Consider the following 25,580-nt stretch of genomic DNA (forward strand, 5'->3'; position numbering starts at 1 on the left):
GGGCGGGGTGTCCCGGTGGTGCGCCAAGCAGTTGCCGCTTCGGCGGCTTTTTCTGGACGCGTCCGCCATGGCCTTGCTCCCAACATAGGGTTGAAGCTATGTCTCTTCTCTCGATTCCTGTCGCTACCCTCGGCACGCCGCGCATCGGTCCCCGCCGCGAACTCAAACTCGCGCTCGAGAGCTATTGGGCCGGAAAGTCTGACGAAACGCAGCTTCTTGAGGCTGCGGCTGCGCTTCGCGCCGCCAACTGGGCGCGGCAGAAATCGCTCGGCGTAACCGTTATTCCTTCAAACGACTTCTCGCTTTATGACCATGCGCTCGATACCAGCGTGATGGTCGGTGCCATTCCGGAAATTTACGGTTGGAGCGCAGGCCCTGTTTCGCTCAAGACCTACTTTGCGATGGCACGGGGCGCACGGCGCGATGACCATGATGCGAATTGCGGTCACGCCGAGCACGGCGCCGCAGCGCAGGAGATGACCAAATGGTTCGACACTAATTATCACTACATGCTGCCGGAATTTCACAAGGACCAGACCTTCACGCTTTTCTCTCGCAAGCCGATCGAGGAGTATGAAGAGGCGAAAAGCCTGGGTTGTCAGACGCGCCCGGTGCTGGTTGGTCCGGTCACCTTTCTGAAGCTCGGCAAGAGCGCAGATCCTGCATTCGATCCGCTGTTGCTCCTCGATAGGCTGCTGCCGGTCTATGTAGATGTTCTCCGCGAACTCACCCTAAGGGGCGCCGAGTGGGTGTAGCTGGACGAGCCATGTCTGGTCCTGGACCTCGACGACGCTACACGCGACGCGCTGCGCCGGACCTACGCCCACCTGGCCAAGAAGGTTCCCGACCTCAAGATCATGCTCGCTACCTATTTTGGAACGATCGGCGACAACCTGGAAACCGCTTTGACGTTGCCGGTTGCGGGCCTTCACATCGACCTGGTCCGCGCCCCAGAGCAGTTGAGCCCGATTGTCGCCGACGCTCGAAGGGATATTGTCCTCTCTCTCGGCGTCGTCGATGGCCGCAATGTCTGGCGTTCGAACCTTCCAGCGGTGCTCGACCGGCTCGAACCTGCCGTCGCAAAGCTTGGCGAGGACCGCGTGCAGATTGCACCCTCATGCTCGCTGCTTCATGTCCGATCGACCTCGATCTCGAGACCGATCTCGATCCCGATGTGAAAAGCTGGCTTGCTTTCTCCGTCCAGAAGATCGGAGAACTCGCAACGTTGGGACGCGTGCTGGCTAAAGGCTGGGAGGAAGCGGCGGATGTACTTGCGGCCTCAGAAGGCGCGGCCGTCACGCGCGAAACGTCGCCCAACGTTCACAATGCGAACGTCGCCAAGCGAATGGCTGCAATCGATGACGGCATGCGGCGTCGTCGCAGTTCTTTCGCCCGGCGCGCCGAGGTTCAGCGCGCGCGGTTCGGATTGCCGACATTTCCCACGACGACGATCGGATCGTTCCCGCAGACGGCGGAAGTTCGCAAAGGCCGCGCGGCCCATGCGCGGGGAACGATGAGCGACGCACAACACGAGCAGTTTCTCAAAGAGGAGACGGCACGCGCGGTGCGCTGGCAGGAAGACATCGGTCTCGACGTTCTCGTGCATGGCGAGTTCGAGCGCAATGACATGGTGCAGTATTTCGGCGAGCAGCTGTCCGGCTTCGCATTCACCAAGCATGGTTGGGTTCAGTCCTACGGCTCGCGTTGTGTCCGGCCGCCCATCCTTTTTGGTGATGTCTCCCGGCCGAAGCCGATGGCGGTGGAGTGGTGGCGCTACGCGCAATCGCTGACCAAGAAGCCACTGAAGGCGATGGTGACAGGACCGGTGACGATCCTGAACTGGTCGTTCGTCCGTGATGATATTCCACGGAGCGAAGCATGCCGTCAGATCGCGCTAGCGATCCGTGACGAGGTGATCGACCTCGAGAGGTCCGGCGCGATGATGATCCAGATTGACGAGGCTGCGCTCCGAGAAGGATTGCCGCTGCGCAAGTCACAATGGAAGACCTACCTCGGCTGGGCCGTAGACAGCTTCCGCATTTGCTCGTCGGGCGTGGCCGACGAGACCCAGATCCACACCCATATGTGTTATTCCGAGTTCAACGACATCATCGACGCGATCGCGGCAATGGATGCCGACGTCATCTCGATCGAGACGTCGCGGTCAAAGATGCAACTGCTTGACGCCTTCAAGAGCTACAAATATCCGAACGAGATCGGACCCGGCGTTTACGACATCCATTCGCCGCGCGTGCCGGACGCGGCCGAGATGAAGAAGCTCATTGCGCTGGCGCGGCAGCGGCTTTCCGATGCGCAGCTCTCGATCAATCCAGATTGCGGCCTTAAAACGCGCCGATGGGATGAGGTGCGTCCCGCGCTCATCAATATGGTCGCCGCTGCCCGTGAATTGCGGGCGGCGTCCTGATCCCGAGGCAATCGCCGATGTCCGGCGTCTTTTTTCACAGGGAGCGCCGATGCGTTTCTGGATCAAATGCACCCGCTTTGGAAAGGAGGAGCCCTGTTGCGTGAATTTCTCGCTTGTCGAGGAGATGGGCGTGATGGCGAGAAAACGATCCTGGAGTTTGTCGGAAGCAACGCCCAAACGATCGAGGTGAACGAGGGCGCCGGACGAAATCTCTCGATCCATCTCGGTGGGGTTTGTTGAGTCGAGTGTTGCAGACTTTGGGAACCGGAACCGGCGAAGTGTCGGTCGATTTGCGAACGGGCGATGCGCATCCGGACTGGCATGCTCTTGCCTGGTCGCGTGAGATCAGGCCGGAGAACGCTTTTGCTCCTCGTCTCGCGAGCGAACCGTCGTCGTTCGCCTGAGACAGGGCGATCTGTTCGCGCTGGAAGATCGCTGCGCCTATCCGGCGGGTGCCATTGTCGAAAGGCGTCTCAGAAACTGTCGGCTGCATTGCTGCTACCACGGCTCAACGCGGCGGAGTTGACGCACTAAAGCTAATCCTAATTCCGCAAATCACTTGAGGCGAGCAGGTCTGTCGAGTTTAATGATCTGATACGCCGTTAATTTATGTGATTCGGAGAGAAGAACATGCCCAAAGGCAAGGTGAAGCTGTTTAAGGACGATAAGGGGTTCGGCTTTATAGCGCCTGATACTGGCGGTGAGGACCTATTCTTCCACGTGAGCAGCTTGTTGCCCGGTGTAACGCCCAAGCAAGGAGACCGCGTCAGCTATGAAATCGGTGTAGACCGCAGGACCGGACGTAGTCGAGCCGAAAAGGTCGTGATCGGTTGATCATAGAGACTTGGGCAGAGTCATTCCCGGCCACCATACGAAGGCTTTCTTATCACCGGCGTTCCAAAGCGCCTCTAGCTTCTCCCACTCCATGAACCCGCAATCCCAGTCGCCCCGCAATCACGCCTTTTCATTAGGACCGAGCAAGTCCTTATATTTTCGGACAGGCATTAGCGGTTACCTCGCAAGGTAAGTGGCCAGGTCTCGGCAGGCGGTGCAACATCAAGCCCCTGCTCGCGGACCAAGCGGGCGGACGCGAGGCGGCGATCGCGTTCAATTGCGATCTCCCGTCGGCTGCGCTCCCGTTACCTCGACCCGGTCGGATGCAACGTCCAATCGGGAACGCCATGCATCTCGCGAAACTTTCGTTTGGAGACATCTATAGCCTGCGCATTGTTTTGGCCTCACGCCCGGCATCACTGGATCTTTGTCAACACGCCGGAACGCTTCAGGTTGGAGCGACTGCTTATTCACATCGGCCAACCTGAATTCGCTCGACTTGGCTTCGCCATATGAGGCCGATCAGATATCCATGTTGCGCAGGCGCTGGTGGTTGCGCAGCACGATCTGGCGGGCACCGGAAAAGCCCAGCACGCCTTCGTCGTTCAATTGCGACAGGGCACGTGACACCGTTTCCAGCGTAAGCCCGAGATAATCGCCGATGTCGCGGCGGCACATCGGGAGCGCCATCGTGCCGGCCACCGTAAGGCGGCGATCCATCTCCAGGAGGAAGTTGGCGACTCGTTCCATCGCGCTTTTGCGACCAAGCAGCAGGATGTGCTCCTCGGCGCGCTTGAGGTCATCAGCCGTTATGGTCCAGAGCTTGTGGGCGACCCGGACGTCGGTGCCGGCCGCATGTTCGAGGCTGCGGCGCTTCACCAGGCGCACGGTGCTGTCGATGATGGCTTCGGCGGCCAGGCGGTGCTTGGTGCCAGACTCTAGCCCGAACACGTCGCCAGGCAAATGGAACGCGCCGATTTGACGACGTCCGTCGGACAGCAGCTTGTAGGTGCGCATCGCGCCGCGAACGACCTGGTAAACATACTCCGCCGGCTCGTCCTCACCGTAGATTTCCTCGTCCTTGCGGTAGGTGAACTCCGTGGCGATCAGGCCAGCATGGCCTGTGAGGCCGAAAAACGGTTCGACAGGCCCAAACGCGCCGGGAGCGGCTCGGTTGACGTTGAGGGACGGGGCGATCGATCGTGTGAGCATGAGCCATCTCCTGTGCAGCGGATGGCGAATTGGTAAGTGGAACAAAACGGCTGGGAAATTTCGCTTCATGCCTTAGGGGCAATGCCTTAAGTAGAATCCCGGAGCTGTGTGCCGGTTTTCAGGACGCCGAGGGCCGCTCCGTGTTGATCGCGTCCCAGATATGGGAGGAAAGGCTGTCCTCGACATGCGGCTTGACCAGCACATGGCGAATACCGGCGCCTGCTGCTTTGGCCGGAATGGACGAGTCGGGGTGACCGGTGATCAGGATGATCGGCGTATCGATATCGCGCCGGCGCAAGAGACTGGCAAGGTCGATGCCGCTCATGCCCGGCATCTTGTAGTCGATCACGAAGCAATCGGCGCCGCCCATAGTCATGGCGTTCAGGAGCGCCTCGCCGCTGCGGAAAGTGCGGACACAAAAACCGTCGGTTTCCAGGAGAAAGCGCAGCGATCCGAGCACATCGGTGTCATCATCGACGACGTAGACAAGGGGCGTTCTGTTAGGTGAGGGCATCACAGGCTTTATGCGGCTTTCTGATCAGCCATGCGGTCGATCAGAGCATCCATAAGGCCTTCCAGCGGGCCCGACTTGATTCAGCTCAATCTTTAAGCGCCCCGGCTCGCATGGCGAGGCGGACGAGTTCCGAAAGACTCGAAGCCTGCATCTTGGTCATCACGTTGGCTCGGTAGACCTCGATGGTGCGCGGGCTGATATTGTAGTCGCCTGCGATCATCTTATTGGATAGGCCAGCCACCAATCCCTCCATCACCTGCCGCTCGCGCGGGCTCAGCGAGGCGACCCGCGCGGCGATGTCCTGCGTCATTGCCTCGTCGCGGGCGCCGGCTTCAGCCTGCCGGAGCGCGGCGTCGATCATCGCGACCAGGCGGTCATCCTCGAACGGCTTCTCCAGGAAATCGACCGCACCGAGTTTCATCGCCTCGACGGCGAGGGGGACGTCGCCATGGCCGGTCACGATGATGACGGCCAAGGAGGCGCGGCTCACCTTGAGGCGCTTTAGCAACTCGACGCCATCGATGCCGGGCATGCGGACGTCCGAGACTACACAGCCGAATTCGATGGTGGAAAGGTGATCGAGGAATTTCTGCGCCGTCTCGAACAGACTGACCTCAAAATCCGCGGAATCGAGCAAGAAGTGCAGCGAGTCACGCATCGCCTCATCATCGTCGATGACGTAGACATTTCCTCTAGTTGCCATCTGTCAAACTCTCGTTGGGTGCCGCCGGCAGGGTGAAGCGAAACGTCGTGCCGCCTGCGTGATCGGATTCGGCCCACATCCTGCCGCCATGGGCCTCGATGATGGAGCGGCTGATCGACAGCCCGACCCCCATGCCGGTTTCTTTGGTCGTAAAGAAGGTCTGGAACAGGTGCCTCTCCACATCTTCGGGGAATCCGTGACCGGTGTCGAACACCGAGACTTCGGTCATGTCCCCGTCGATCGGCCGGTTAGAGACGATGAGCTCGCGCCGTGCGGACTGGGCCATGGCTTCCAGCGCGTTGCGGAACAGATTGACCAGCACCTGCTGGATCTGGACGCGGTCGACCAGGACATGGTCATGCTGCGGGTCCAGGCTGAAGCGGATCCGCACGTCCTGTTCGCGCGCACCGGCTAGGCCAAGCGCGCCGGCTTCTTCGATCATCTTCGAAAGGCTCTCGACGCGCTTTTCGGATTCGCCGCGGGCGACGAAATCGCGCAGCCGCCGGATGATCTGCCCGGCGCGGATCGCCTGTTCCGCGGCGCGATCCATCGCGTTCTCGATTCTAGCGCGATTCGGATCGGGGCTCGCGGCAAGCAGCCGGCGCGAGCCCTTCACGTAGTTGCTGATGGCAGCAAGCGGCTGGTTAAGCTCATGTGCCAATGCAGAACCCATCTCTCCCATCGCGCTCAGCCGTGACATGTGGACGAGCTCGGACTGCAATTCCTGCAGCCGCGCCTGGGTCTGCTGATGCTCGGTGAGGTCGCGGACGAAGCCGGTAAAATAGGGCATGCCGCCGGATTGCATCTCGCCGATCGACAGGTGCATCGGGAAGGTGGTGCCGTCCTTGCGCTGACCGGTGACGATGCGGCCGATGCCGATGATGTGCCGTTCGCCGGTGGCGACGTATCGCGCCATATAGCCGTCATGGCGTGAACGGTCGGGCTCGGGCATCAGGATGCTGACATTCTGCCCGATTGCCTCGCTCTGGACGTAGCCGAACTGGCGTTCCGCCGCGCTCGAGAAGAACTGCATGATGCCGCGGCTGTCGATGACGATCATCGCGTCCGGGATGGTCTCCAGTATCAACTGCAGGTGCCGTTCGCGCGTGCGCAGGTCCTCCTCGAGCCGCTTCTCCTCCTCGAGGTCGAGCACGACGCCGGAAAGGTGGGACGGAATGCCATCCTTGTTCCTGATGACGCTGCCGCGGGCGCGGACCCAATGGCTGCCGCCGTCCTCGTGTCTTAGCCGGTAGGAGAGGTCAAACGAGGCGCCGGTCTCGCGTGAACGGGAGATCGCCTGCTCGGTTCGCTCGCGGTCCTCAGGCTCGAGCAGCCAAAGGAACAGGTCGTAGCTGACCGCAGCGGCATTGGAAACGCCGAACAGTTTTCGCGCGATATTCGACCAGAACAACTCCCTGGTGGACAGATCGATATCCCAGCCGCCGACGCCAGCGCCCTCGGCACCCAGCCGAAAGCGCTGATCGTGGCTGCCGTCGTCACACGGGAAGGGGGCTATGCCGCTCAATTGTCCTTTTCCAATTCCGGAGCGCGGATTCGATTGAGATTTTCCCGATTATGGGCCGAATGCCCGGCCGCACTCAAGGGCGAGAAAATATGTGCGATCGCGCTGATTTCATCCGTTTGACCTCGCTCAATATGCGCGGCCGCCCCGCGTGCTTGAAGTGGCGCCGTCGACAGCGAGGATTTCGCCTTGTACAAGTTTCTCGAGCAGACGGTTGCCGATTACATGACGCGCGAGCCTAGGACGGTTGCGCGCGATATGACGATGTGCGAACTCGGCGATCTCTTCGAGAAGCAAGATTTCAATGCCTATCCGGTCATGGACGGATCGCAGGTGGTCGGCGTCATCTCCAAGTTTGACTACCTGTCCTGCTTCGTTTTCACGCCGGCGCGCATCATCCCGCGCTACCGCGACCTGATGCAGCGGACTGCCGTTGATCTAATGACAGCGGAATTCATTTATGTCGCTCCCGAAACCAGGCTGACCCGCGTGCTGGAGCTGATGGTCAACCACCGACTCCGCAGCATGCCAGTGCTCGACAGCGAGCAGCGGCTTGCCGGCATTATTTCGCGGAAGGACGTGATGCGGGCGCTGCAGGATTGCGCCACGGCGGACGCTGACCGAGTCTGATCGCAGCAGTGCCGCGTATGACCAGCAGTCGCTTGAGGGTCAATGAGTTGAGCGGCTCGTTCGGATCGGGCGCGCCATCCTCCGAAGTAACCCGGCGGCGAATGTGGGCCATCTGGATTGTCGTGTTGAACTGCGATGTCTGGTAGAGCATTGGTTCGTGTGGGTTCTATAGCGGCCTTCCCTCTCCGGGGGCCAGAGTTCAGTCGATTTCGAGCAACGCAGCCAAACGTTCGCAGCACTTCGATGAGCGCGAATCGGGTGCTCGCCAGGCATGTCTTGATCGGTCGTTTCTCCCAAGAGGTGCTGCGCGGTCGATCAGCCAGTACAACGCCAGGGTGACTGGGCACCATCGGCAGCATGGCCTCGAAAGGATAGTCGCACACGCGGCTGGTGACTCCAACACGAAATCCGAGATTGGATTGATCCGGACAGTCCAAACCAACACAATATTCCACAATTCGGATTGGTGAGGTGGAACGGCACTGCCGCCTTCCGCTCCCTCGCGGACCCCGCAGGGCGGTGACCCGATCAGACCGCCGATCGAGACATATTCGCCGGGAGCGAACGCTCGTCCTTGCAATGAATCGGACTTCGTGGGCCAGGCGGAGTGAGGAATCATAGTGTAACACCCAGCCACCTCCTTGACGGCGAACGAGTTGGCCGAGGGCGTTTTCCTCATAGGACCGCATTTTGCGAAGCGGCACGCTTCGCGGCGGGCCCGCCAGAATTGGCGTCGATCCTGAAGTCATCGTCCAGCGGCGCAACGATCACATGGCCGGTGCCCGCGCCGCCTTCGGGGCGACCTGGCTGTTGCGCAGGCTCCAGCCGGATCTTGCGATAACTGCGATGGGAGGGAGGGAGGGTTTAAGAATCGGCTTCAGGGAGGGTTTCTTCGTGGCGATCTTGCTCTGTTCAACAGGCAGCTTAAGTGGGAGCTGGCTAGCTGCGGGCTTGGTCAGGCCTTGATAATGATGCTGACCACCGGTACGAGCAGGCTGACTGTCCGTTCAGGGGATGGTGCAGCAGGCCCGAGACCAGCGATAGCTGGGCGCCTCGATCTGGAGCGCGTCAAGCGAGGTGCCGTGGATCTCAGTGGCAAGCTCGAGCTCGCGCCCTTAACGACCTACGCGGGGCGCGGAACGACGCAGCTTCAGGGCGTCTCCGGCGATTGATCTGCATCAACAACACCTCATCCCTACGGACGCTACACTGCATCGACCGGCAGGGAAACGCGCCCATGAGGCGCCTGCAGGCGGCAATCGGAGGGACGTGTGAAGATTTCGGTTTTGGGGGAAGGAACGCGTTGTCGATTGTGTCACGATTGCACGGCGAGGGGCTTTGCCATCTGCGCAGCGCTCGACAAGACCGAATTGCGCGAATTGGCGCAGCTGTCGCGGCATGTTCGTTTTGAATCAGGCGCCACCGTGTTCGCACAGGCAAACATAGCAACGTCGTTCTTCAGCGTGCATGCGGGTACCCTGCGCCTCTACAAGCTGTTGCCGGACAGCCGGCGGCAGATCGTCGGTTTTGCATTGCCAGGCGATTTCCTCGGGCTCCCCGGCTTGCCGCGCCACGAATTCTCCGCTGACGCGATCGGCCGTGTCACGCTGTGTCAGTTCTCCAAGGAGTCGTTCGCGACATTCGCCGAGAACCGGCCGCAGTTGCTGCGCCGCATGATTGAATTGGCGGGCCGCGAGCTGGCCCGGGCACAGGAACATATGGTCTTGCTCGGACGGCGCTCCGCCGAAGAGAAGATAGCGAGCTTCCTGATCGGCTGGCGCGACCGACTGAGTGGAATTGGACGTGGTGGAGAAATTATGCCGCTGCCGATGAAAAGGCTGGACATCGCGGATCATCTGGGGCTCACCATCGAGACGGTGAGCCGTACCTTCTCGAAGCTCGAACGTGATGGTGTGATCCAAACCTTTGCGAGTGGCGTCGTCCTGTTGGATACCCCGCGCGCCGAAGCCTTGTCTGCGGGCATAAGTTGAAGCGCGTCGCGTTGGGTTCTTTTGTCCTAGTTTGATCAAGATCAAAGACGCCTCTGTTGAAACGGCGATATATTCGCATCAGCTTCAATGGAGGTCGTCATGCCCGCCGATGCGCTCTTGGTTTCCGCAGCTGTCATCTCGGTCTTCGTGATTTTCGCCGCTGCTCTTGCTTGGGCCAGTGTCCAATCACCAAGGTCGCATCAGGCAACACCGGGAGCGCGCAAGCGTCGTCCATTCTGATTCCTTCAGGCAGCCGCTGGAGCGGGTGCAAAATGCCCGCCGGTCGTGGGGGTAGCTGATCGGGTTGATCTCAATCAAGGACAACACAGCGAGACCCGGGCTGACGGGGCAGGCGCCCATGCAAAGAGAATCACACATGCAGCAAACTCAATCCACGAAATGGATGACCCACGGCGAAGCCGGGCTGATGCTATTCTTCGCGATGGCAGCCTTCGTCTGCGCGTTCGCAGCCGCCAAGGCGCTGGACGCGCCGTTCGCGTTTCATGCTTCGCTCGCTGCAGTGGCGAGCGGCGTCGCCTCCTTCGCCATCATGAATCGGTATCTCGACCGCCCCGCGTCGCTGCCGCCGGAGGAGATCAGCGGGAAGCCGAACTATAATCTCGGTCCGATCAAATTTGCCTCCTTCATGGCGATGTTCTGGGGCATCGCCGGCTTCGCCGTCGGGCTCTTGATCGCATCCCAGCTCGCATGGCCCTTGCTCAATCTCGATCTGCCTTGGACCAGTTTTGGCCGGCTCCGGCCGCTGCACACCTCGGCGGTGATCTTCGCCTTCGGCGGCAACGTGCTGATCGCGACCTCGTTCTATGTGGTGCAGCGGACCTGCCGGACGCGGCTCGTGGGCGATCTCGCGCCTTGGTTCGTCGTGCTCGGCTACAACTTCTTCATTGTGATCGCAGGCACCGGCTATCTACTTGGCGTGACGCAATCCAAGGAATATGCCGAGCCCGAATGGTACGCCGATCTGTGGCTGACGATCGTCTGGGTCGTCTATCTCGTCGTGTTCGTGATGACGCTGGTGAAGCGCAAGGAGCCGCACATCTTCGTCGCCAACTGGTTCTATCTCGCCTTCATCGTCACCATCGCCGTGCTGCATCTCGGCAACAACCTGGCGCTGCCGGTGTCACTGCTCGGCTCGAAATCCTACATCGCCTGGGCCGGTGTGCAGGATGCGATGTTCCAGTGGTGGTACGGCCACAACGCGGTCGGCTTCTTCCTGACCGCCGGCTTCCTCGCCATCATGTACTACTTCATCCCGAAGCGCGCGGAGCGCCCGGTCTATTCCTATCGGCTCTCGATCATCCACTTTTGGTCGCTGATTTTCCTCTACATCTGGGCCGGCCCGCACCATCTGCACTACACGGCGCTGCCGGACTGGACGCAGACGCTCGGTATGACTTTTTCTGTGATGCTCTGGATGCCATCCTGGGGCGGCATGATCAACGGCCTGATGACGCTGTCGGGCGCCTGGGACAAGCTGCGCACCGATCCGGTGCTGCGCATGCTGGTGGTTTCCGTGGCCTTCTACGGCATGTCCACCTTTGAAGGTCCTCTGATGTCGATCAAGGTGGTGAACTCGCTGAGTCACTATACGGACTGGACCATCGGCCACGTTCACTCCGGTGCGTTGGGGTGGGTCGGCTTCGTCTCCTTTGGTGCGCTGTATTGCCTGGTGCCCTGGCTGTGGGGCCGCAAGGAACTGTACAGCCTGAAGCTCGTCAACTGGCACTTCTGGATCTCGACCATCGGCATCGTGCTCTACATCTCGGCGATGTGGGTCTCCGGAATCCTGCAGGGCCTGATGTGGCGCGCCTACACCTCGCTCGGCTTCCTCGAATATTCCTTCATCGAGACGGTGGAAGCGATGCACCCGTTCTACGTCATCCGTGCCGCCGGCGGCGCGCTGTTCCTGATCGGCGCGCTGATCATGGCCTACAATCTCTGGATGACGGTGCGGGCAAGCGAGGCGGACGTCGGCACAGAGCTCGCGTTGCAGGCGGCGGAATAAGGAGCGATCGGATGTCCTTTTGGACCCGCCATCAAATCTTCGAGAAGAATTCCATCATCCTGATCGCGGGCATTCTGGTTGTGATTGCGATCGGCGGCCTGGTCGAGATCACGCCGCTGTTCTACCTGAAAAGCACGATCGAGGTGGTCGATGGCGTCAGGCCCTACACACCGCTCGAACTGGCAGGCCGCAATATCTATGTCCGCGAGGGCTGCTATCTCTGCCACTCGCAGATGGTCCGGCCGCTCCGCGATGAGATTGAGCGCTATGGCCACTTCTCGCTCGCTGCCGAGAGCATGTACGACCATCCATTCCAGTGGGGCTCGAAGCGCACTGGGCCGGATCTCGCGCGGGTCGGCGCAAAGTATTCAGATGAGTGGCACGTCACTCACCTGACCAATCCGCGCGCGATTGTGCCGCAGTCGGTGATGCCGGGCTATCCGTTCCTCGCCCAGACCGAGGTCGACACCGCTGTTGTCGCCGACAACCTGAAGGCCAGCCGCATCGTTGGGGTGCCCTATTCGGACGAGCAAATCAAGAACGCGGTCGCCGACCTGAAGGCGCAGGCCGATCCGGATAGTGTCGGCACCGACGCGTTCGGGAAACGGTATCCAAAAGCTGTGATCCGCAATTTCGACAGCAAGGCCGGTGCGCCGACCGAGATGGATGCGCTGGTCGCGTATTTGCAGATGCTCGGCACGCTGGTCGACTTCAAGCTCTACAACGAAAAAGCCAATCTTCGCTGAGAGGCAGGACGATGAAAGCAATCTTGATCGTTCACAACATCGCGTCGGACCTCGTCACCAGTGTGTGGACGCCGATCTTCGTCGGCCTGTTCATTGCGATCGTGATCTACGCGCTTTGGCCGCGGAACCAGGCGGTTTTCGACCAGGCATCTCGGATGCCGTTGCGGGAGGACTGAGAGGTCATGGCGGAAAGCGAACTTGACGAGGTTTCCGGCAAGACCACCACCGGTCACCAGTGGGATGGCATCAAGGAACTCAATACACCGCTGCCGCGCTGGTGGCTGATCACCTTCTACGCCTGCATCCTGTGGGCGATCGGTTATTGGGTCGTGTACCCGGCCTGGCCGCTTCTGTGGAGCTACACCAGGGGCGCGCTCAACTATTCGACGCGCGCCGCGGTCGGCGTCGAGCTTGCAATTCTGGAAAAGATCCGCGGCGACAAGATGATTGCGCTGGGTGCTGCTTCGCTCGCCGATATCGAAAAGGATCCGGCGCTGCTGACGCTGGCGCGCGCCCGCGGCAAGGCCGCGTTCGGCGACAACTGCGCGCCGTGCCACGGCTCGGGCGGCGCCGGCGCAAAAGGCTATCCCAACCTGAACGACGACGACTGGTTGTGGGGCGGCTCGCTCGACCAGATCGTGCAGACTATCCAATTCGGCGCGCGCTCGGGTCACACCAAGACCCATGAGGGCGCGATGCTCGCCTTCGGCAAGGATGGCATCTTGAAGCGGGACGAGATTGGCACGGTCGCCAACTATGTGCGCTCGCTCTCGGGCTTGCCGACGCGCCAGGGTTACGATGTCGCCGCCGGCGCAAAAATTTTCGCCGAGAATTGCACGAGCTGCCATGGTGAGGCGGGCAAGGGCAACCAGGAGCTCGGCGCGCCCAATCTCACTGACAAGATCTGGCTCTACGGATCGGACGAGGCGACCCTGAGTGAGACCATCACGAATGGTCGGGCCGGCGTGATGCCGGCGTGGGTGGGCCGGCTTGATCCGTCCACCATCAAGGCGCTGGCGGTCTACGTCCACACGCTCGGCGGCGGCAAGTAGCGGAGCAAAGGGAAGCGGCGTTGGGTTTGCGCTGGATCAACCCGGCAGAGAGGGAGGAGACTAAGAGAGCACGGGCCCATGAACAAAATCATCCAAACAGACCCCGACCAAGTCGAAGATGTTGGGCCGCTTTACGCGGCCCGCAAGAACGTCTACCCGCAGAGTGTTTTTGGCACCTTCCGTCGGATCAAATGGGGCCTGATGGCGTTCTGCCTGGGCGTCTACTACTTGCTGCCCTTCGTGCGCTGGAATCGCGGCCTTGGCGCCCCAGATCAGGCGGTGCTGATCGATCTGCCGAACAGTCGCTTCTATTTCTTTTTCATCGAGCTGTGGCCGCAGGAGGTCTATTACTTCACCGGCCTCCTGATCATCGCCGCGCTCACACTATTCCTGATGAATTCGGTCGGCGGCCGCATCTGGTGCGGCTATCTGTGCCCGCAAACGGTCTGGACCGACCTGTTCTATGCGGTCGAGCGCCTGATCGAGGGCGACCGGCGCGAGCGCATGAGGAAGGCGGCTTCCGCCGATCCCCTAAAACTCGGGCGCGTCTCCGAAATCGTGCTCAAGCATTCGATCTGGCTCTTGATCGCCTGGTGGACGGGCGGCGCATGGGTGCTCTATTTCACCGACGCGCCGACGCTGGTGAAGGAGCTCGTCACCTTCCAGGCGCCGGCGATCGCCTATATCTGGATCGCGATCCTCACCGCCACGACCTATCTGCTCGCCGGCTTCATGCGCGAGCAGGTCTGCGTCTACATGTGCCCCTGGCCGCGTATCCAGGCGGCGCTGACCGACGAATGGGCGCTGAACGTCACCTATCGCTACGACCGCGGCGAAAAGCGCATGTCGGTAAAGAAGGCGAACGAGCTGCGGGCGCTCGGCCTGCCTGCCGGCGACTGCGTCGATTGCTATCAATGCGTGGCGGCCTGCCCGACCGGCATCGATATCCGCAATGGCCCGCAGATCGATTGCATCCAGTGCGGCCTGTGCATCGATGCATGCGACAACGTGATGAAGAAGATCGGCGGGCCGACTCGGCTGATCGGCTACGACAATGACATTAACATCCAGCGCCGGATGGCCGGCGAGCCGCCGATCTACCGCATCGTGCGGCCACGCACGATCATCTACACCGCGCTGATCGCACTCGTCGGTGGGATCATGCTGTATGCGTTGCTCACCCGTTCGCTGCTCGACATCAACGTGCTGCACGATCGCAACCCTGTCGCGGTGAAGCTTAGCGACGGCTCGATCCGCAACGCCTACACGGTCCGTTTGCTCAACAAGCGCGGTTTTGACCGCGTGGTGACGATCGACGTCGATGGTCCGCAGGATGCCGTTCTCCACGTAGTGGGCGACGATTCGATCACGCCCGACCGGCCAATGGTCGTGCTCGGGCGCGACGGCACCACAGAATTGCGTGTGCTGGTGACTGCTCCGTCGGAGAAGAATACCGAAAAATCGATCCCGACTAAATTCCGGATCACCGATATCGGTCTCGGCGAGGTCGCTTCCGCGATCGACAATTTCGTCTCGCCATGAGAACAAGTGGAGCTGTCGTGAACAGAGCCAGTGCATCGCCAAAGCCGCTCACCGGCCGCAAGGTGCTTTTCATGCTGCTTGCGTTCTTTGGCGTCGTCATCGGCGTCAACCTCACCATGATAAGGCTTGCTTCCATGACGCTGCCCGGCACCGAGGTCGACAGCGCCTATGCGGCGAGCCTTGCCTATGAGAAGGAGATCGCCGCCGCACGCGAGCAGGATGCACGCAGCTGGAAGGTGGACGCGCATCTTGCGCGCAGTGCGGACGGGGACACGGCGCTGGAAGTCAAGGCACGCGACGGGAGCGGAAAGGCGCTGACCGGACTGAAATTCACCGGTCGCCTGGAGCGGCCGACCGACCGGCGGGCGGACCGGGTGATCGCGCTGTTGGAGGTGACAGGCGGCATTTATCGGGGCAGCGGCGGCGCCGTCGGACCGGGGCAATGGAATCTGGTGCTGGAAAGCGAAGCCGACGGCCGGCGTCTGTTCATGTCTAGGAACCGCGTGGTACTGAACTAGGGGAACGCGTCATGCAGGCGACACGGGACTTTTCGCATTATGTTAAGCATCTCGGCTCCGGAGTGGCGCATATTGACCTCGCTGTCGAAGGCATCAGCTGCGCCGGCTGCATCTCGAAGATCGAGCGTGGCCTTTCAGCCATCCCGGACGTGACGCTGGCGCGCGTCAACCTGACCGACCGCCGTGTCGCGCTGGAGTGGAAGGAGGGCGCGCTCGATCCGGCGCGCTTCATCGATTGCCTGGTCGAGCTCGGCTACAAGGCCTATCCGTTCGAGGCTGTCACCGCTGAAGCGGCAGAGGCCGAGAACTCCCGCTTCCTGCTGCGCTGCCTGGGCGTTGCGGCGTTCGCGACCATGAACGTCATGATGCTGTCGATCCCGGTGTGGTCCGGTAATGTCAGCGACATGCTACCAGAGCAGCGCGATTTCTTCCATTGGATATCGGCGCTGATCGCGCTGCCGGCCGCGGCCTATGCCGGTCAGCCCTTCTTCCGCTCCGCCTTCAACGCGCTGCGCAGCGGCAACGTCAACATGGATGTGCCGATCAGCATCGGCGTCATCCTGGCGCTCGCGACCTCGATCGTCGAGACCATCGGCCATGCCGAGCACGCCTATTTCGACGCGGCGATCATGCTGCTCACCTTCCTCCTGATCGGGCGCTATCTCGAACAGAACATGCAGCGGCGAACCCGCGCGGTGGCCGGCAATCTCGCCGCTCTGAAGGCCGAGACGGCGACCAAGTTCGTCGGTCCAGACGAGATCTCCGTGGTGCCGGCCGCAGCGGTCAAGGCCGGCGACATCGTTCTGCTGCGGCCCGGCGAGCGTTCGGCGATCGATGGCAGGGTCATCGACGGCAGGTCGGAGATCGACCAGAGCCTGATCACGGGGGAGACGTCGCATGCGGCGGTCAAGCCGGGCAGTGCGGTCTACGCCGGCTCGCTCAACATCTCCGGCTCCTTGCGCATGCGCGTTTCCGCCGCCTCCGAAGGCACGCTGCTTGCGGACATCCAGCGGCTGCTTGATCACGCCGCGCAGGTGCGCTCGCGCTATGTGCAACTTGCCGACCGTGCCTCGCGCCTCTACGCACCGGTGGTGCACGCGACGGCCTTCCTGACCATGATCGGCTGGTTGATCGCCGGCGCCAGCGTCCATGACGCCATTATCACCGCGATCGCCGTTCTGATCATCACCTGTCCCTGTGCGCTGGGGCTTGCGATCCCGACGGTGCAGACAGTGGCGTCGGGCGCGATGTTCCGCGCTGGCGTGCTGCTCAATTCGGGTGATGCCATCGAGCGCGTCGCCGAGATCGACCGTATCATCTTCGACAAGACGGGAACGCTGACGTTACCTGAGCTCGATGTGGTGAACTCGGCGGCCGTGCCCGCCGATGTGTTCGAGCTCGCGGGCCGGCTTGCGCTGGCGAGCCATCACCCCGTCGCCTCGGCGCTGGCGCGCGCGGCCGGCGCGAAATCGCCGCTGCCCGGGATCACGGAACAGCCGGGGCAGGGCGTTCGCGGCGTTCTTAAAGGTGAAGAGGTGAGGCTTGGAAGTCCAACTTTCTGCAAGGCCGATGATCTCGCGAACGAACTCCTGAGCCGCGATCCCGAGGTTTCCGTCGTTGCCTTCGCGCGTGGTGAAAAACGTTATGTGTTCGCGGTCTGCCAGAGCCTGCGGCCGGACGCGCGCGCGGTCATCGCGGCGCTGCAGAAGCGTGGCGTGGCGGTAGAAATTGTTTCCGGTGACCGCGAGCCGGCGGTGCGCGCCGCGGCTGAGATGCTTCAAATCCCCGAATGGCGCGCCGGCGTCACGCCCGCCGACAAGATCGCCCGGATCGGGGAACTGAAGCGGCAGGGTTTTAAAGTCATGATGGTCGGCGATGGGCTCAACGATGCGCCGTCGCTGGCGGCGGCGCATGTCTCGATGTCGCCGATCTCGGCGGCGCATTTGAGCCAGGCGACGGCCGATCTCGTCTTCCTCGGCAACCGCCTCGCGCCGGTGATTGCCGCGGTAGACCATTCGCGGAAAGCGTTGCGCCTGATGCGGCAGAACCTCTATCTCGCGGTCGGCTACAATTGCCTCGCCGTGCCGATCGCCATTCTGGGCTTCGTGACGCCTCTGATCGCGGCCGCCGCGATGTCGGGCTCCTCGATCCTGGTGATGCTGAATGCGCTGCGTGCGCGACCTCTCCCGCAGGAGAATCTGTGATGGAGGTGATCGTGTTCCTGGTGCCGCTGGCGCTCTTGCTCGGCCTGTTCGGGCTGCTCGGATTTCTGTGGTCCCTCAAGAACGGCCAATATGACGATCTCGAGGGAGCCGCCTGGCGCGCGATTTCTGACGACGACGAAACGCAGGCTCCACGCCGCGTCGAGCTGAGGTCGGAATCGCGACCGTAATGCCTCGTCGTTGCGCGTCCCGGGATGCTTCCAATTTTGATCTGACGCAATACGGTCGGCTATTCGCCCCGCATACTTGACGTGCTCAAACCGTACCGGGAGGGTACTATGGCATCGGCTATAAGAAAGGAATCGATCGGAGGTAGGCTCATGGGCAGGTTTTCGGAGTGGCTCGGCCGGCTCCGTGATACCGCCGACCTCCGCGCCCTTGGAGCCGCCGAGCTCGATTGCATCGCGCGCGACCTTCGCGTCTCACCGACCGAGCTCGAAACCCTCACTTACCGTGGGCGGCGCGGCGCTGATGAGCTGTCGGGACTACTCAAGGCGCTCGGCATCGACGAGACGGCCATTGCGCGCAAGGAGCCGGGCGTGCTGCGCGACATGACGCTGGTGTGTGCACTGTGCGCCGAAAAGACCCGATGCAACCGCGAGATAGAGGCGGAAACAACGGCGCAGCATCTTCATGAATACTGCGCCAACAGCTACACGATCGATGCGCTGCGGACGAAGCCAAAGCCAGATGCGATGGATCTCGTTCGTGGTCCGAGCTGCTGCTGACAAGCTACAAATGGTCTAAGGGCCTCTCGGTCTTTAAACCGCGCGACTGTGCACGCCTGTTGACCGCGAAAGGTGAGCATCAAACGCTGAGGCGACGCTACGCACCAGGAATTCCGATCCTTCGCTGACGGTTAGCCGACCTTGAGACATTGTCGCGACTCCGTCGGCTAAAAGCCGGTCGATTCGGGCGCGATCGACGACTGCTGTCCGTGGATCCCGACGATGGATGCGGGATATCTGCTCCAGGTCAACGGTCAAATCGCACATGACCCGCTCGATGATATCAGCGCGGAAAAGGTCATCCTCGGTGAAAGCATAACCCTTCACCGTGGCTAGCCGGCCCTCCGCGATGCGGTTCAGGTAGTCGCGGATGGCCACCACGTTCTGGACAAAGCCGTGTGGCATCCGACCGATCGCGCTCGCCCCGAGGCCGATGAGTGTGTCAGCGCCGTCATCGGTGTAGCCCTGGAAATTGCGCCGCAATCGGCCATCGCGCTGCGCCGTCGCGAGCGCATCGTCTGGGAGCGCGAAGTGATCCAACCCGATGCGCACATACCCCGCGTCCTGAGGGGCCTCTGCGATGGTCTCGGACTGAACGTGTCGCTCGACACTATCAGGTAAGCTCTCCTCCGCGATCTTGCGCTGATGCTTCTTGAATGATGGGACGTGCGCGTAGCCGAACACCGAAAAGCCGTTCGGGGCGCAATTCGACGCACTTGGCAATGCTGTCTAGACAAGAGCTTACCGTCTGAAAAGGAAGACCATAGAGAAGGTCGAAGTTGATCCCCCGCACACCTGCCCGGCGAAGCCTTTCGACTGCAGCGGCCGTCTGCTCGAAGCTTTGCAATCTATTTATTGTGCGCTGCACTCTTGGGTCGAAGCTCTGGACTGCGAGGCTCGCGCGGGTGACCCCGCAGTATTCTAAAGCCTGCGTCAGGTCGTTGGTCAGAGTTCGCGGATCGACCTCAACGGCAATCTCGGCATCCGGAACCACGAAAAAGATACAGCGCAAGGCGTAAGCGAGATCGACGAGCAGTTGCGGAGCCATGATGGTCGGAGTGCCCCCGCCGAAGTGCAGATGCGCGACCGGCAGGCTTTTCTCTATCGTGTCCGCGACTAGTTGCGCCTTCCGACGCAAAGCTGCGACGAACGCGGCGATCGGCTCTTCGTGCTCGGCCACCGATGTATGGCATCCGCAGTACCAGCACATTGAGCGACAGAAAGGTATGTGAAAATAGAGCGAGACGGGTCGGTGGGCCGAAACCGATCTGAGCCAATGCCGATACACCTTCTCGCCGATTGCAGAAGAGAAGTGCGGGGCTGCTGGATAGCTGGTGTACCGTGGGAGCTTGTCTTGCCCGTAGATGTCAGCCAAATCCGATCGCATATTCGAGTTCCCCCCATTCCTAGCCACATAACAGCCTAGCGCCAACTGGACTTTGCGCTGGGTCAGGGAGTATGACCGGCGAGATCAGCGATTCAAAGCCAATGGGCTTGATCGTCAAGGTTGTCGTTGGTAGTGTTCTAAATCACCGGGAAACTATCAATTTGGGAATGTTTTTCGATGGCTCCCCGACAGGTTGTCTGCTGCATTGTCGCATCCCGGATACAAAAATCCGGATACGGAGCAGCGTGCACTTCTAATCGGATTGGACGCTACCGAAAGAACTATTGAAGGTGATCACTCCTTTCAGCGAGTAGGGAACTGCACTTTTCAGCGTCGCTACGCTCTGGCGCAAGCCCTGCTTCCTGCTCACCGTGAACGTTACCGCTGCGTCTGGCGCAGGAGGAAGTGGACTAAATCTCAGCGACCGCAATGCCGCTGGTCGCCGAGAACATCGCCATGCATCCGATGATTGGCGCCGACATGGCGTTCGGCGTCTCCGAAAATGCGCGCGTATAGTTCATAGGCGTTCCAATTTGCATTCACGCGAAGGATAGGCAGATGCGTGGAAACTTGACGACCGAAAAAGCCCGACGCACTTTGCAAGGGGGAAGCAAGAGGTGCGTCGGGCTGCAACCTGGAGGTTGCGGGCATCGGCACGGGTGAACGTCCGTGTCCACGCCCAACATCATCTTTGCAAATGACGTGCCGCTCGAAGGCTGTCGATGATGTGCGTCTAGTCGGCCCGGGGCACGGCCGCGCGATATTCTTGGATTGAGAATAGTGTCGCAATTACCACGTTGCCGAGTGAGACTTTGTCGGCCATCAAACAATCATGGGCCATGATGAGCCGGGTGCCTCGCCGTTTGCGAGCCGTGTCCGTGCAAGCCTCGATGATTACCTTCGCACCAGCCGTCGGCCAACGCGCCCCCTCAGAGGTCTTTCGCGGTTGAAGCCCTAAACGCGCAATTGTGAGATTTCCGCGGCGTGCCCTGGCTGATCCGTAAAAGCAGCGCAAGCCCGCAGCGGGCCTTGCAGGTGGGAAAAGGGCCGAGGCCGCGCAAAAAAGTCGGCCACCGCGAGGTCTTGATAGAATAGATTGCTATGAGGCCAGAGCTTACGCTGGGTCATCAGAGCGTCCGGCGCGAACGACGCGATTTAGATCAAGGCCGCTGAACGCATGTCTTTATGTATCAACAGTATAAATGCATCCCATCAAAACAATCGATTTCACCAATTTTACGGAATGCTGCATAGAAAAAGCGCATAGTCTGGTGCAAATGGCCGCACACACTCGGCGTCATTTCCGTCGTGGATGACGATCAGTCGGCGGGTGTAGCATTGACGGACAGCCTCTTTTCCGTGGGTCCATCTCAGAAGCATGATCTTGGTGACCGTCCTAAGATTACGTGAGGGAAGAACTGACGCCGTTGTCGACCTTCCCGCGCAGCGTTGGGCCGAATTCCCTGAATAGAGCAGAAGGAAGCGAAGCCAGATTTCATTTGGAACGGATATCGGCCTTCCCGTGGCTAAAGTTAACGGCGAATGCCCTCGCCGTAAATGAACCGTCGGCACCCTCCCTCTGCCGACGGAAGCTGGTGCGATGTGTAACAGCGTCGCTCCTCCCAGACTGACTTCCGCCCGGCCGCCGAAAGGGGGCCGGGCATTTTTTACTACGGCGAGTATGAGCGCCAGCTTGCGATCTTGCATTTGATCTCACTCACGCCCATGAATTCAGGGGTTGGCCGCGTCCTCGCACCAATCCATCGCTAAATCAGAACGGCCCATCGGATTAGTTGATGTCTGTCACCGGCCTATTACTTCGCAACGATACTGGGACGGCAGAAAAGCGTTTTGTCAAGGACAGGCATGGCATTACCACTAAGTGCGTTGATTCAAATAGTTGTGGCCTCGTACAGCTGAAGTGGCGACCGGGTATTATTCTTTCCCGTCGAATTGCGAGCACACTGATCGATCATCGTGCGAGCGTACTCTGGTAGATGGCTGCGGGTGGCTTCTCACGCGCTCTACCCATCATTGCTGGGCGATCGATGTCGGTTAGCGCCTAGCTTTAAGCGCGAGGCCCACCGGTTTCGACGGCAGCCAGCAACAGGCGCCGCATCGGTCGCGCCGATCCGGGGCCTCAACCCGAACGAGTTTCTCGCTTCTTAGGTGCGCACGGGGTATTGCGAGCGAACACAGCCGTCCGGAACTGGAAATTCTCTCTCTCTCTCTCTCTCTCTCTCTCTCTCTCTCTCTCTCTCTCTCTCTCTCTCTCTCTGGAAAAACATCGCGGCCCGGGTCTGCAGTGCCAGACAAACCAGTGTGGGGCCAATATCTAGCCGAGAGGAATCTAACGTTGCCTTCGGCCAATCGCCAGGTCGTTAGTCCTGGTTGGTTGACCTACACGACGTTAACACGCGACGGAAGGCTCCGGGTGGAAACTTGAAATTCTGGGCGCTAGCGTCGAGTGGTAAATTCCTTCGCCGCTCGCCGATATTCCCACTTGGCCCGCTCAAGTTCTGGCCGATCGAACTCTGCCTGGGGGTAGCCGACGCAGAGATAGCCGATGAGTTTCCAGGACTCCGACACTTCGAGAATCTCGTGGATGCGGGCCGGATTCAGGATCGACACCCAGCCAAGCCCAATGCCCTCCGCGCGTGCGGCGAGCCACATCGAGCAGATGGCCGCGGCGACGGAATATTCGACCGTTTCCGGCATCGTTGCTCGCCCGAGGCCATACCCGATATCGCTTGCCTTTTCCGCGAACACGGCCAGGTGACCCGGAGCCTCTTCGAGGCCGGCAAGCTTAAGCGTCGCGTACCGCGCCACGCGTTCGCCTGAATAAGAATGCAACGCATCGGCATTGCAGGTCTTGAAGTCTTCGATCACGGCACGGCGCCTCGCCTTGTCCTCGACGATGACGAACCGCCACGGCTGGCTCAGGCCGACGGACGGGGAAAGGCAGGCGATCTCAATGAGCCGCTCAATGGCTTCGCTCGGGAGCAGATCGGGACGAAAGCGCCGTACGTCGCGGCGCCACACGAACAGCTCACGCAGTTGCCGGCGAAAAACTTCATCGAATGAGATCGTCAAGGTCATAGTTCCGTCTGGAGGAGGGCTACCGCCACCAGCAGAATCGCGATCTCGCCAATCTGCTCGAACGCACCCAATATATCACCTGTCTGTCCTCCGACCTGTCTGGTGGCAAGCCGCGCCAATATCAGCCCGGCCAGCGACAACAAGATCAGTCCGATCGTCGCCTTGCTCGGCCCGAGACCGCAAACGAGGCAAGCGGTCGCAAGACCAACAGCAATGGCAGCGCTTTGCCACGGCGGCTGTCCGGCCCCCGCTGAAAGTCCGTCCGACCGTGCCGGCGGAATCAGCCACATGAATACCGGCAAGCCGGCGCGCGCCGCCGCATGTGCAACCAAAAGCGCGGCCGCAACCGACTGTGGATCGGCGATAGTTGCAAGCGCGCTCCATCGCAAGATGAGCGAGACGATAAGCGCGCAGCCGCCATAAGTACCGATCCGGCTGTCCCGCATGATCTCGAGCTTCCGCTCGCGCGTCCGACCGCCGCCGAGCCCGTCGGCGGTATCGGCAAGGCCGTCCTCGTGCATCGCGCCGGTGATAAGAACCGTGGCCGCCACCGCGAGCATGGCGGCCGGGCCGGGCGGCAAACCCACCTCGCGCGCGATCGAATAGACCACCGCTCCGGTAAGGCCCACCACCAGTCCGGCTACCGGCAGCGCCCAGCTCGCGCGGCCAACACCGCCATCGCTGACCGGCTTCGCCGGCCCGAGAGGTAGAATCGTGGAGAGAGAGATGGCGATCCTCAGATCAGTAACGATGCTTCTGAGAACCTCGAGATGATGCATAGGTCTTCAACCTTCGAACCGTCAACTCGCACAACGGGCGAGGCGTCGCAACTCCGCCGAGCGCGGCACTATTTCAGCTTCATCGGCAATCCTGCCACGACGAATTCGACCTCGTCGGCAACGGAGGCAATCGTCTGGTTCAGGATGCCCGCCGCGTCCCGAAATGCGCGCGCCAGCGCATTATCCGGCACGATACCGAGCCCGACCTCGTTCGTGACCATGACGACCGGACTGCGTTGGCGGGCAAGCGCGTCAGCGAGCAGTGAAGCCTCATGCGACCAGTTGCGCTCCGCCTGGAGCAAATTCGATAGCCAGAGCGTGAGACAATCGATCAGCCTTGCGCCACCGCCATCTGTCTCGGCTAGGGCCTGCACGAGGTCAAGCGGTACCTCGCGCTCGATCCAGTCATTTCCGCGTCGCGCGCGATGCTTTGCTATTCGTTCGCCCATTTCCTCATCGAGCGCCTCTGCCGTGGCGAAATAGACGGGTTGCCCCGGAAAGGCACGCGCGCGGACTTCCGCGCGCCGGCTTTTGCCTGATCGGGCGCCGCCCGTGATGAGTATGATGGCCATGACGTCCTCCGCTCAGCCAGCAGTAATCACCATTCTCCGATAAAGACAAAGGCGAAATCAGGCGAGATGGGGCTTGCCTTGATGCAGAATTCTTGCGCATCAGGATCAGACAGGACGGGAGACGATACGTGGGCTTTGCAGGAGCGATGGTGGTGGCGATGACGGTGGACGCCCTGTTGGGCTGGCCCGACGCACTGTTCGCCCGCGTGGGGCATCCCGTCACTTGGCTCGGCAGGCTGATCAACATCCTCGATATTTGCTTCAACAGGTCCATCGACCCGCCTGGAATCCGGCGGATTGCTGGCGCAGTCGTGGCGCTTTTCGTGATTGGGCTTTCGGCCGGCATCGGATGGTCAGTTCAAGCCGCGCTCACCTTTGAATGGAGCCGCATCGTCCTGCTGGGAATCCTGGTATGGCCCTTGGTCGCACTTCGTTCGCTTTATGATTATGTGGCCGCCGTTGCGCATCCCCTGCAATCCGGTGATATCGCAACCGCACGTGCCGCGGTCGCGCACATCGTGGGACGCGACCCCGCAGCTCTCGATGAGGCAGGTATTGCGCGCGCGGCCATCGAGAGTCTGGCCGAGAACGCCTCCGACGGCATCGTCGCGCCGGTGTTCTGGGGGGCGTTGTTCGGGCTTCCGGGCATCATCGGCTACAAGGCGATCAATACGCTCGATTCCATGATCGGCCATCGCACGGAGCGGCACGGATCTTTCGGTTGGGCTGCCGCGCGCATCGACGATCTCGCAAATTTGATACCTGCACGTCTCACCGGTTGTCTGTTCATGCTGGTTGCCGGGCGGCCTTCGGATGCCATGTCGTGCATGGTGAGGGATGCGAGCCGCCACCGCTCGATCAATGCCGGCTGGCCGGAAGCAGCCATGGCCGGCGCGCTCGGCGTGCGGCTCAGCGGGCCGCGCATCTATCACGGAAGTACCGCCGACGAACCCTGGCTCAACGAGGGCGCGCGCGATCCGCTTGCCGCTGACATATGGCAAGGGCTGAAGCTCTACGTCCGCGCCATGGTCCTGTTGGCCGGCGCGCTTGCGATGATGGCTCTCGCATAACGGAGAAG

23 protein-coding genes and 2 pseudogenes are annotated in these 25,580 nt (G+C 61.0%); 16 read left to right on the plus strand and 9 right to left on the minus strand.

Features of this window, described 5'->3' with window-relative positions:
• Positions 1-98: 98 nt before the first annotated feature.
• From metE to RX328_RS07920, 4 genes and pseudogenes are all read left to right on the plus strand, one after another.
• Positions 99-2,425 (plus strand): annotated as a pseudogene (gene metE, locus RX328_RS07910) (5-methyltetrahydropteroyltriglutamate--homocysteine S-methyltransferase).
• Between the two features lie 96 nt (positions 2,426-2,521).
• Positions 2,522-2,665: a hypothetical protein gene (locus RX328_RS07915; RefSeq protein ID WP_213251444.1), complete on the plus strand. Its 144-nt coding sequence runs from the start codon at positions 2,522-2,524 to the stop codon at positions 2,663-2,665.
• Positions 2,666-2,849: 184 nt separating this feature from the next.
• A complete protein-coding gene (locus RX328_RS43295) occupies positions 2,850-2,951 on the plus strand; it encodes a hypothetical protein (protein WP_410734052.1) in 102 nt (33 codons plus the stop codon).
• Positions 2,952-3,055: 104 nt separating this feature from the next.
• Positions 3,056-3,259: a cold-shock protein gene (locus RX328_RS07920; protein WP_213251445.1), complete on the plus strand. Its 204-nt coding sequence runs from the start codon at positions 3,056-3,058 to the stop codon at positions 3,257-3,259.
• A 522-nt stretch (positions 3,260-3,781) separates the two neighbouring features.
• Here RX328_RS07920 and RX328_RS07925 read toward each other — a convergent pair.
• From RX328_RS07925 to RX328_RS07945, 5 genes are all read right to left on the minus strand, one after another.
• On the minus strand, positions 3,782-4,471 hold the full coding sequence (locus tag RX328_RS07925; protein WP_213251446.1) for a helix-turn-helix domain-containing protein: 690 nt from the start codon (positions 4,469-4,471) through the stop codon (positions 3,782-3,784).
• A gap of 118 nt (positions 4,472-4,589) precedes the next feature.
• The gene (locus RX328_RS07930) at positions 4,590-4,985 is read right to left on the minus strand and encodes a response regulator (RefSeq protein WP_213251447.1); all 396 of its coding nucleotides are present in this window, start codon (positions 4,983-4,985) and stop codon (positions 4,590-4,592) included.
• 85 nt (positions 4,986-5,070) lie between these two features.
• Complete coding sequence (gene fixJ / locus RX328_RS07935) at positions 5,071-5,688, minus strand: response regulator FixJ (protein WP_057854466.1); 618 nt, start codon at positions 5,686-5,688, stop codon at positions 5,071-5,073.
• Positions 5,678-7,213, minus strand: a complete 1,536-nt coding sequence (gene fixL, locus RX328_RS07940; protein ID WP_213251448.1) for a sensor protein FixL — start codon at positions 7,211-7,213, stop codon at positions 5,678-5,680. Before fixL ends, fixJ begins: the two co-directional genes overlap by 11 nt.
• Positions 7,210-7,407, minus strand: coding sequence for a hypothetical protein (locus RX328_RS07945; protein WP_213251449.1), 198 nt, complete (start codon positions 7,405-7,407; stop codon positions 7,210-7,212). The genes fixL and RX328_RS07945 overlap by 4 nt, the downstream gene beginning before the upstream one ends.
• Between RX328_RS07945 and RX328_RS07950 the strand changes: the two genes are divergently transcribed.
• From RX328_RS07950 to RX328_RS08000, 11 genes are all read left to right on the plus strand, one after another.
• Positions 7,400-7,840 (plus strand): HPP family protein, encoded by a 441-nt coding sequence (locus RX328_RS07950; RefSeq protein WP_108521783.1) that lies wholly within the window; start codon positions 7,400-7,402, stop codon positions 7,838-7,840. The genes RX328_RS07945 and RX328_RS07950 overlap by 8 nt on opposite strands.
• Before the next feature lie 1,271 nt (positions 7,841-9,111).
• Entirely contained in the window at positions 9,112-9,831 is a 720-nt protein-coding gene (locus tag RX328_RS07955; protein WP_108521781.1) for a cyclic nucleotide-binding domain-containing protein, read from the plus strand.
• Positions 9,832-10,234: 403 nt separating this feature from the next.
• The gene (ccoN, locus tag RX328_RS07960) at positions 10,235-11,857 is read left to right on the plus strand and encodes a cytochrome-c oxidase, cbb3-type subunit I (RefSeq protein ID WP_108521779.1); all 1,623 of its coding nucleotides are present in this window, start codon (positions 10,235-10,237) and stop codon (positions 11,855-11,857) included.
• Positions 11,858-11,868: 11 nt separating this feature from the next.
• Entirely contained in the window at positions 11,869-12,603 is a 735-nt protein-coding gene (ccoO, locus tag RX328_RS07965; protein WP_057854472.1) for a cytochrome-c oxidase, cbb3-type subunit II, read from the plus strand.
• 11 nt (positions 12,604-12,614) lie between these two features.
• On the plus strand, positions 12,615-12,779 hold the full coding sequence (locus tag RX328_RS07970) for a cbb3-type cytochrome c oxidase subunit 3 (RefSeq protein WP_057846728.1): 165 nt from the start codon (positions 12,615-12,617) through the stop codon (positions 12,777-12,779).
• Positions 12,780-12,785: 6 nt separating this feature from the next.
• Positions 12,786-13,655: a cytochrome-c oxidase, cbb3-type subunit III gene (gene ccoP, locus RX328_RS07975; RefSeq protein ID WP_213251450.1), complete on the plus strand. Its 870-nt coding sequence runs from the start codon at positions 12,786-12,788 to the stop codon at positions 13,653-13,655.
• Positions 13,656-13,733: 78 nt separating this feature from the next.
• A complete protein-coding gene (gene ccoG, locus RX328_RS07980) occupies positions 13,734-15,197 on the plus strand; it encodes a cytochrome c oxidase accessory protein CcoG (protein ID WP_108521774.1) in 1,464 nt (487 codons plus the stop codon).
• A 71-nt stretch (positions 15,198-15,268) separates the two neighbouring features.
• Positions 15,269-15,715 carry a FixH family protein gene (locus tag RX328_RS07985; RefSeq protein ID WP_249726348.1) on the plus strand — a complete coding sequence of 149 codons (447 nt, stop codon included), beginning with the start codon at positions 15,269-15,271 and terminating at the stop codon, positions 15,713-15,715.
• 11 nt (positions 15,716-15,726) lie between these two features.
• Positions 15,727-17,919, plus strand: coding sequence for a heavy metal translocating P-type ATPase (locus RX328_RS07990; protein WP_213251452.1), 2,193 nt, complete (start codon positions 15,727-15,729; stop codon positions 17,917-17,919).
• Complete coding sequence (gene ccoS, locus RX328_RS07995) at positions 17,919-18,107, plus strand: cbb3-type cytochrome oxidase assembly protein CcoS (RefSeq protein ID WP_108521769.1); 189 nt, start codon at positions 17,919-17,921, stop codon at positions 18,105-18,107. Before RX328_RS07990 ends, ccoS begins: the two co-directional genes overlap by 1 nt.
• Positions 18,108-18,257: 150 nt before the next feature.
• Positions 18,258-18,665: a DUF6455 family protein gene (locus RX328_RS08000; protein ID WP_057854144.1), complete on the plus strand. Its 408-nt coding sequence runs from the start codon at positions 18,258-18,260 to the stop codon at positions 18,663-18,665.
• A 33-nt stretch (positions 18,666-18,698) separates the two neighbouring features.
• On the opposite strand, the pseudogene hemN reads toward RX328_RS08000, so the two are convergent.
• From hemN to cobU, 4 genes and pseudogenes are all read right to left on the minus strand, one after another.
• Positions 18,699-20,052, minus strand: a pseudogene (gene hemN, locus RX328_RS08005) (oxygen-independent coproporphyrinogen III oxidase).
• 2,457 nt (positions 20,053-22,509) lie between these two features.
• Complete coding sequence (gene bluB, locus RX328_RS08010; protein WP_213253908.1) at positions 22,510-23,151, minus strand: 5,6-dimethylbenzimidazole synthase; 642 nt, start codon at positions 23,149-23,151, stop codon at positions 22,510-22,512.
• Positions 23,148-23,930, minus strand: coding sequence for an adenosylcobinamide-GDP ribazoletransferase (gene cobS / locus RX328_RS08015; protein WP_213253907.1), 783 nt, complete (start codon positions 23,928-23,930; stop codon positions 23,148-23,150). The genes bluB and cobS overlap by 4 nt, the downstream gene beginning before the upstream one ends.
• Positions 23,931-23,998: 68 nt before the next feature.
• Complete coding sequence (gene cobU, locus RX328_RS08020) at positions 23,999-24,502, minus strand: bifunctional adenosylcobinamide kinase/adenosylcobinamide-phosphate guanylyltransferase (RefSeq protein WP_213253906.1); 504 nt, start codon at positions 24,500-24,502, stop codon at positions 23,999-24,001.
• A 128-nt stretch (positions 24,503-24,630) separates the two neighbouring features.
• Between cobU and cbiB the strand changes: the two genes are divergently transcribed.
• Positions 24,631-25,572 carry an adenosylcobinamide-phosphate synthase CbiB gene (gene cbiB, locus RX328_RS08025; protein ID WP_309142464.1) on the plus strand — a complete coding sequence of 314 codons (942 nt, stop codon included), beginning with the start codon at positions 24,631-24,633 and terminating at the stop codon, positions 25,570-25,572.
• Positions 25,573-25,580: the final 8 nt, after the last annotated feature.

Source organism: Bradyrhizobium sp. sBnM-33, from assembly GCF_032917945.1.
Taxonomy (GTDB): domain Bacteria; phylum Pseudomonadota; class Alphaproteobacteria; order Rhizobiales; family Xanthobacteraceae; genus Bradyrhizobium.

Excerpts from the sequence above, each read along its gene's own strand:
- RX328_RS07920 (WP_213251445.1), top strand. The coding sequence starts at position 3,056 with ATGCCCAAAGGCAAGGTGAAGCTGTTTAAGGACGATAAGGGGTTCGGC.
- RX328_RS07925 (WP_213251446.1), bottom strand. The coding sequence starts at position 4,471 with ATGCTCACACGATCGATCGCCCCGTCCCTCAACGTCAACCGAGCCGCT.
- RX328_RS07930 (WP_213251447.1), bottom strand. The coding sequence starts at position 4,985 with ATGCCCTCACCTAACAGAACGCCCCTTGTCTACGTCGTCGATGATGAC.
- fixJ (WP_057854466.1), bottom strand. The coding sequence starts at position 5,688 with ATGGCAACTAGAGGAAATGTCTACGTCATCGACGATGATGAGGCGATG.
- ccoN (WP_108521779.1), top strand. The coding sequence starts at position 10,235 with ATGACCCACGGCGAAGCCGGGCTGATGCTATTCTTCGCGATGGCAGCC.
- ccoO (WP_057854472.1), top strand. The coding sequence starts at position 11,869 with ATGTCCTTTTGGACCCGCCATCAAATCTTCGAGAAGAATTCCATCATC.
- RX328_RS07970 (WP_057846728.1), top strand. The coding sequence starts at position 12,615 with ATGAAAGCAATCTTGATCGTTCACAACATCGCGTCGGACCTCGTCACC.
- ccoP (WP_213251450.1), top strand. The coding sequence starts at position 12,786 with ATGGCGGAAAGCGAACTTGACGAGGTTTCCGGCAAGACCACCACCGGT.
- ccoG (WP_108521774.1), top strand. The coding sequence starts at position 13,734 with ATGAACAAAATCATCCAAACAGACCCCGACCAAGTCGAAGATGTTGGG.
- RX328_RS07985 (WP_249726348.1), top strand. The coding sequence starts at position 15,269 with ATGCTGCTTGCGTTCTTTGGCGTCGTCATCGGCGTCAACCTCACCATG.
- RX328_RS07990 (WP_213251452.1), top strand. The coding sequence starts at position 15,727 with ATGCAGGCGACACGGGACTTTTCGCATTATGTTAAGCATCTCGGCTCC.
- ccoS (WP_108521769.1), top strand. The coding sequence starts at position 17,919 with ATGGAGGTGATCGTGTTCCTGGTGCCGCTGGCGCTCTTGCTCGGCCTG.
- RX328_RS08000 (WP_057854144.1), top strand. The coding sequence starts at position 18,258 with ATGGGCAGGTTTTCGGAGTGGCTCGGCCGGCTCCGTGATACCGCCGAC.
- bluB (WP_213253908.1), bottom strand. The coding sequence starts at position 23,151 with ATGACCTTGACGATCTCATTCGATGAAGTTTTTCGCCGGCAACTGCGT.
- cobS (WP_213253907.1), bottom strand. The coding sequence starts at position 23,930 with ATGCATCATCTCGAGGTTCTCAGAAGCATCGTTACTGATCTGAGGATC.
- cobU (WP_213253906.1), bottom strand. The coding sequence starts at position 24,502 with ATGGCCATCATACTCATCACGGGCGGCGCCCGATCAGGCAAAAGCCGG.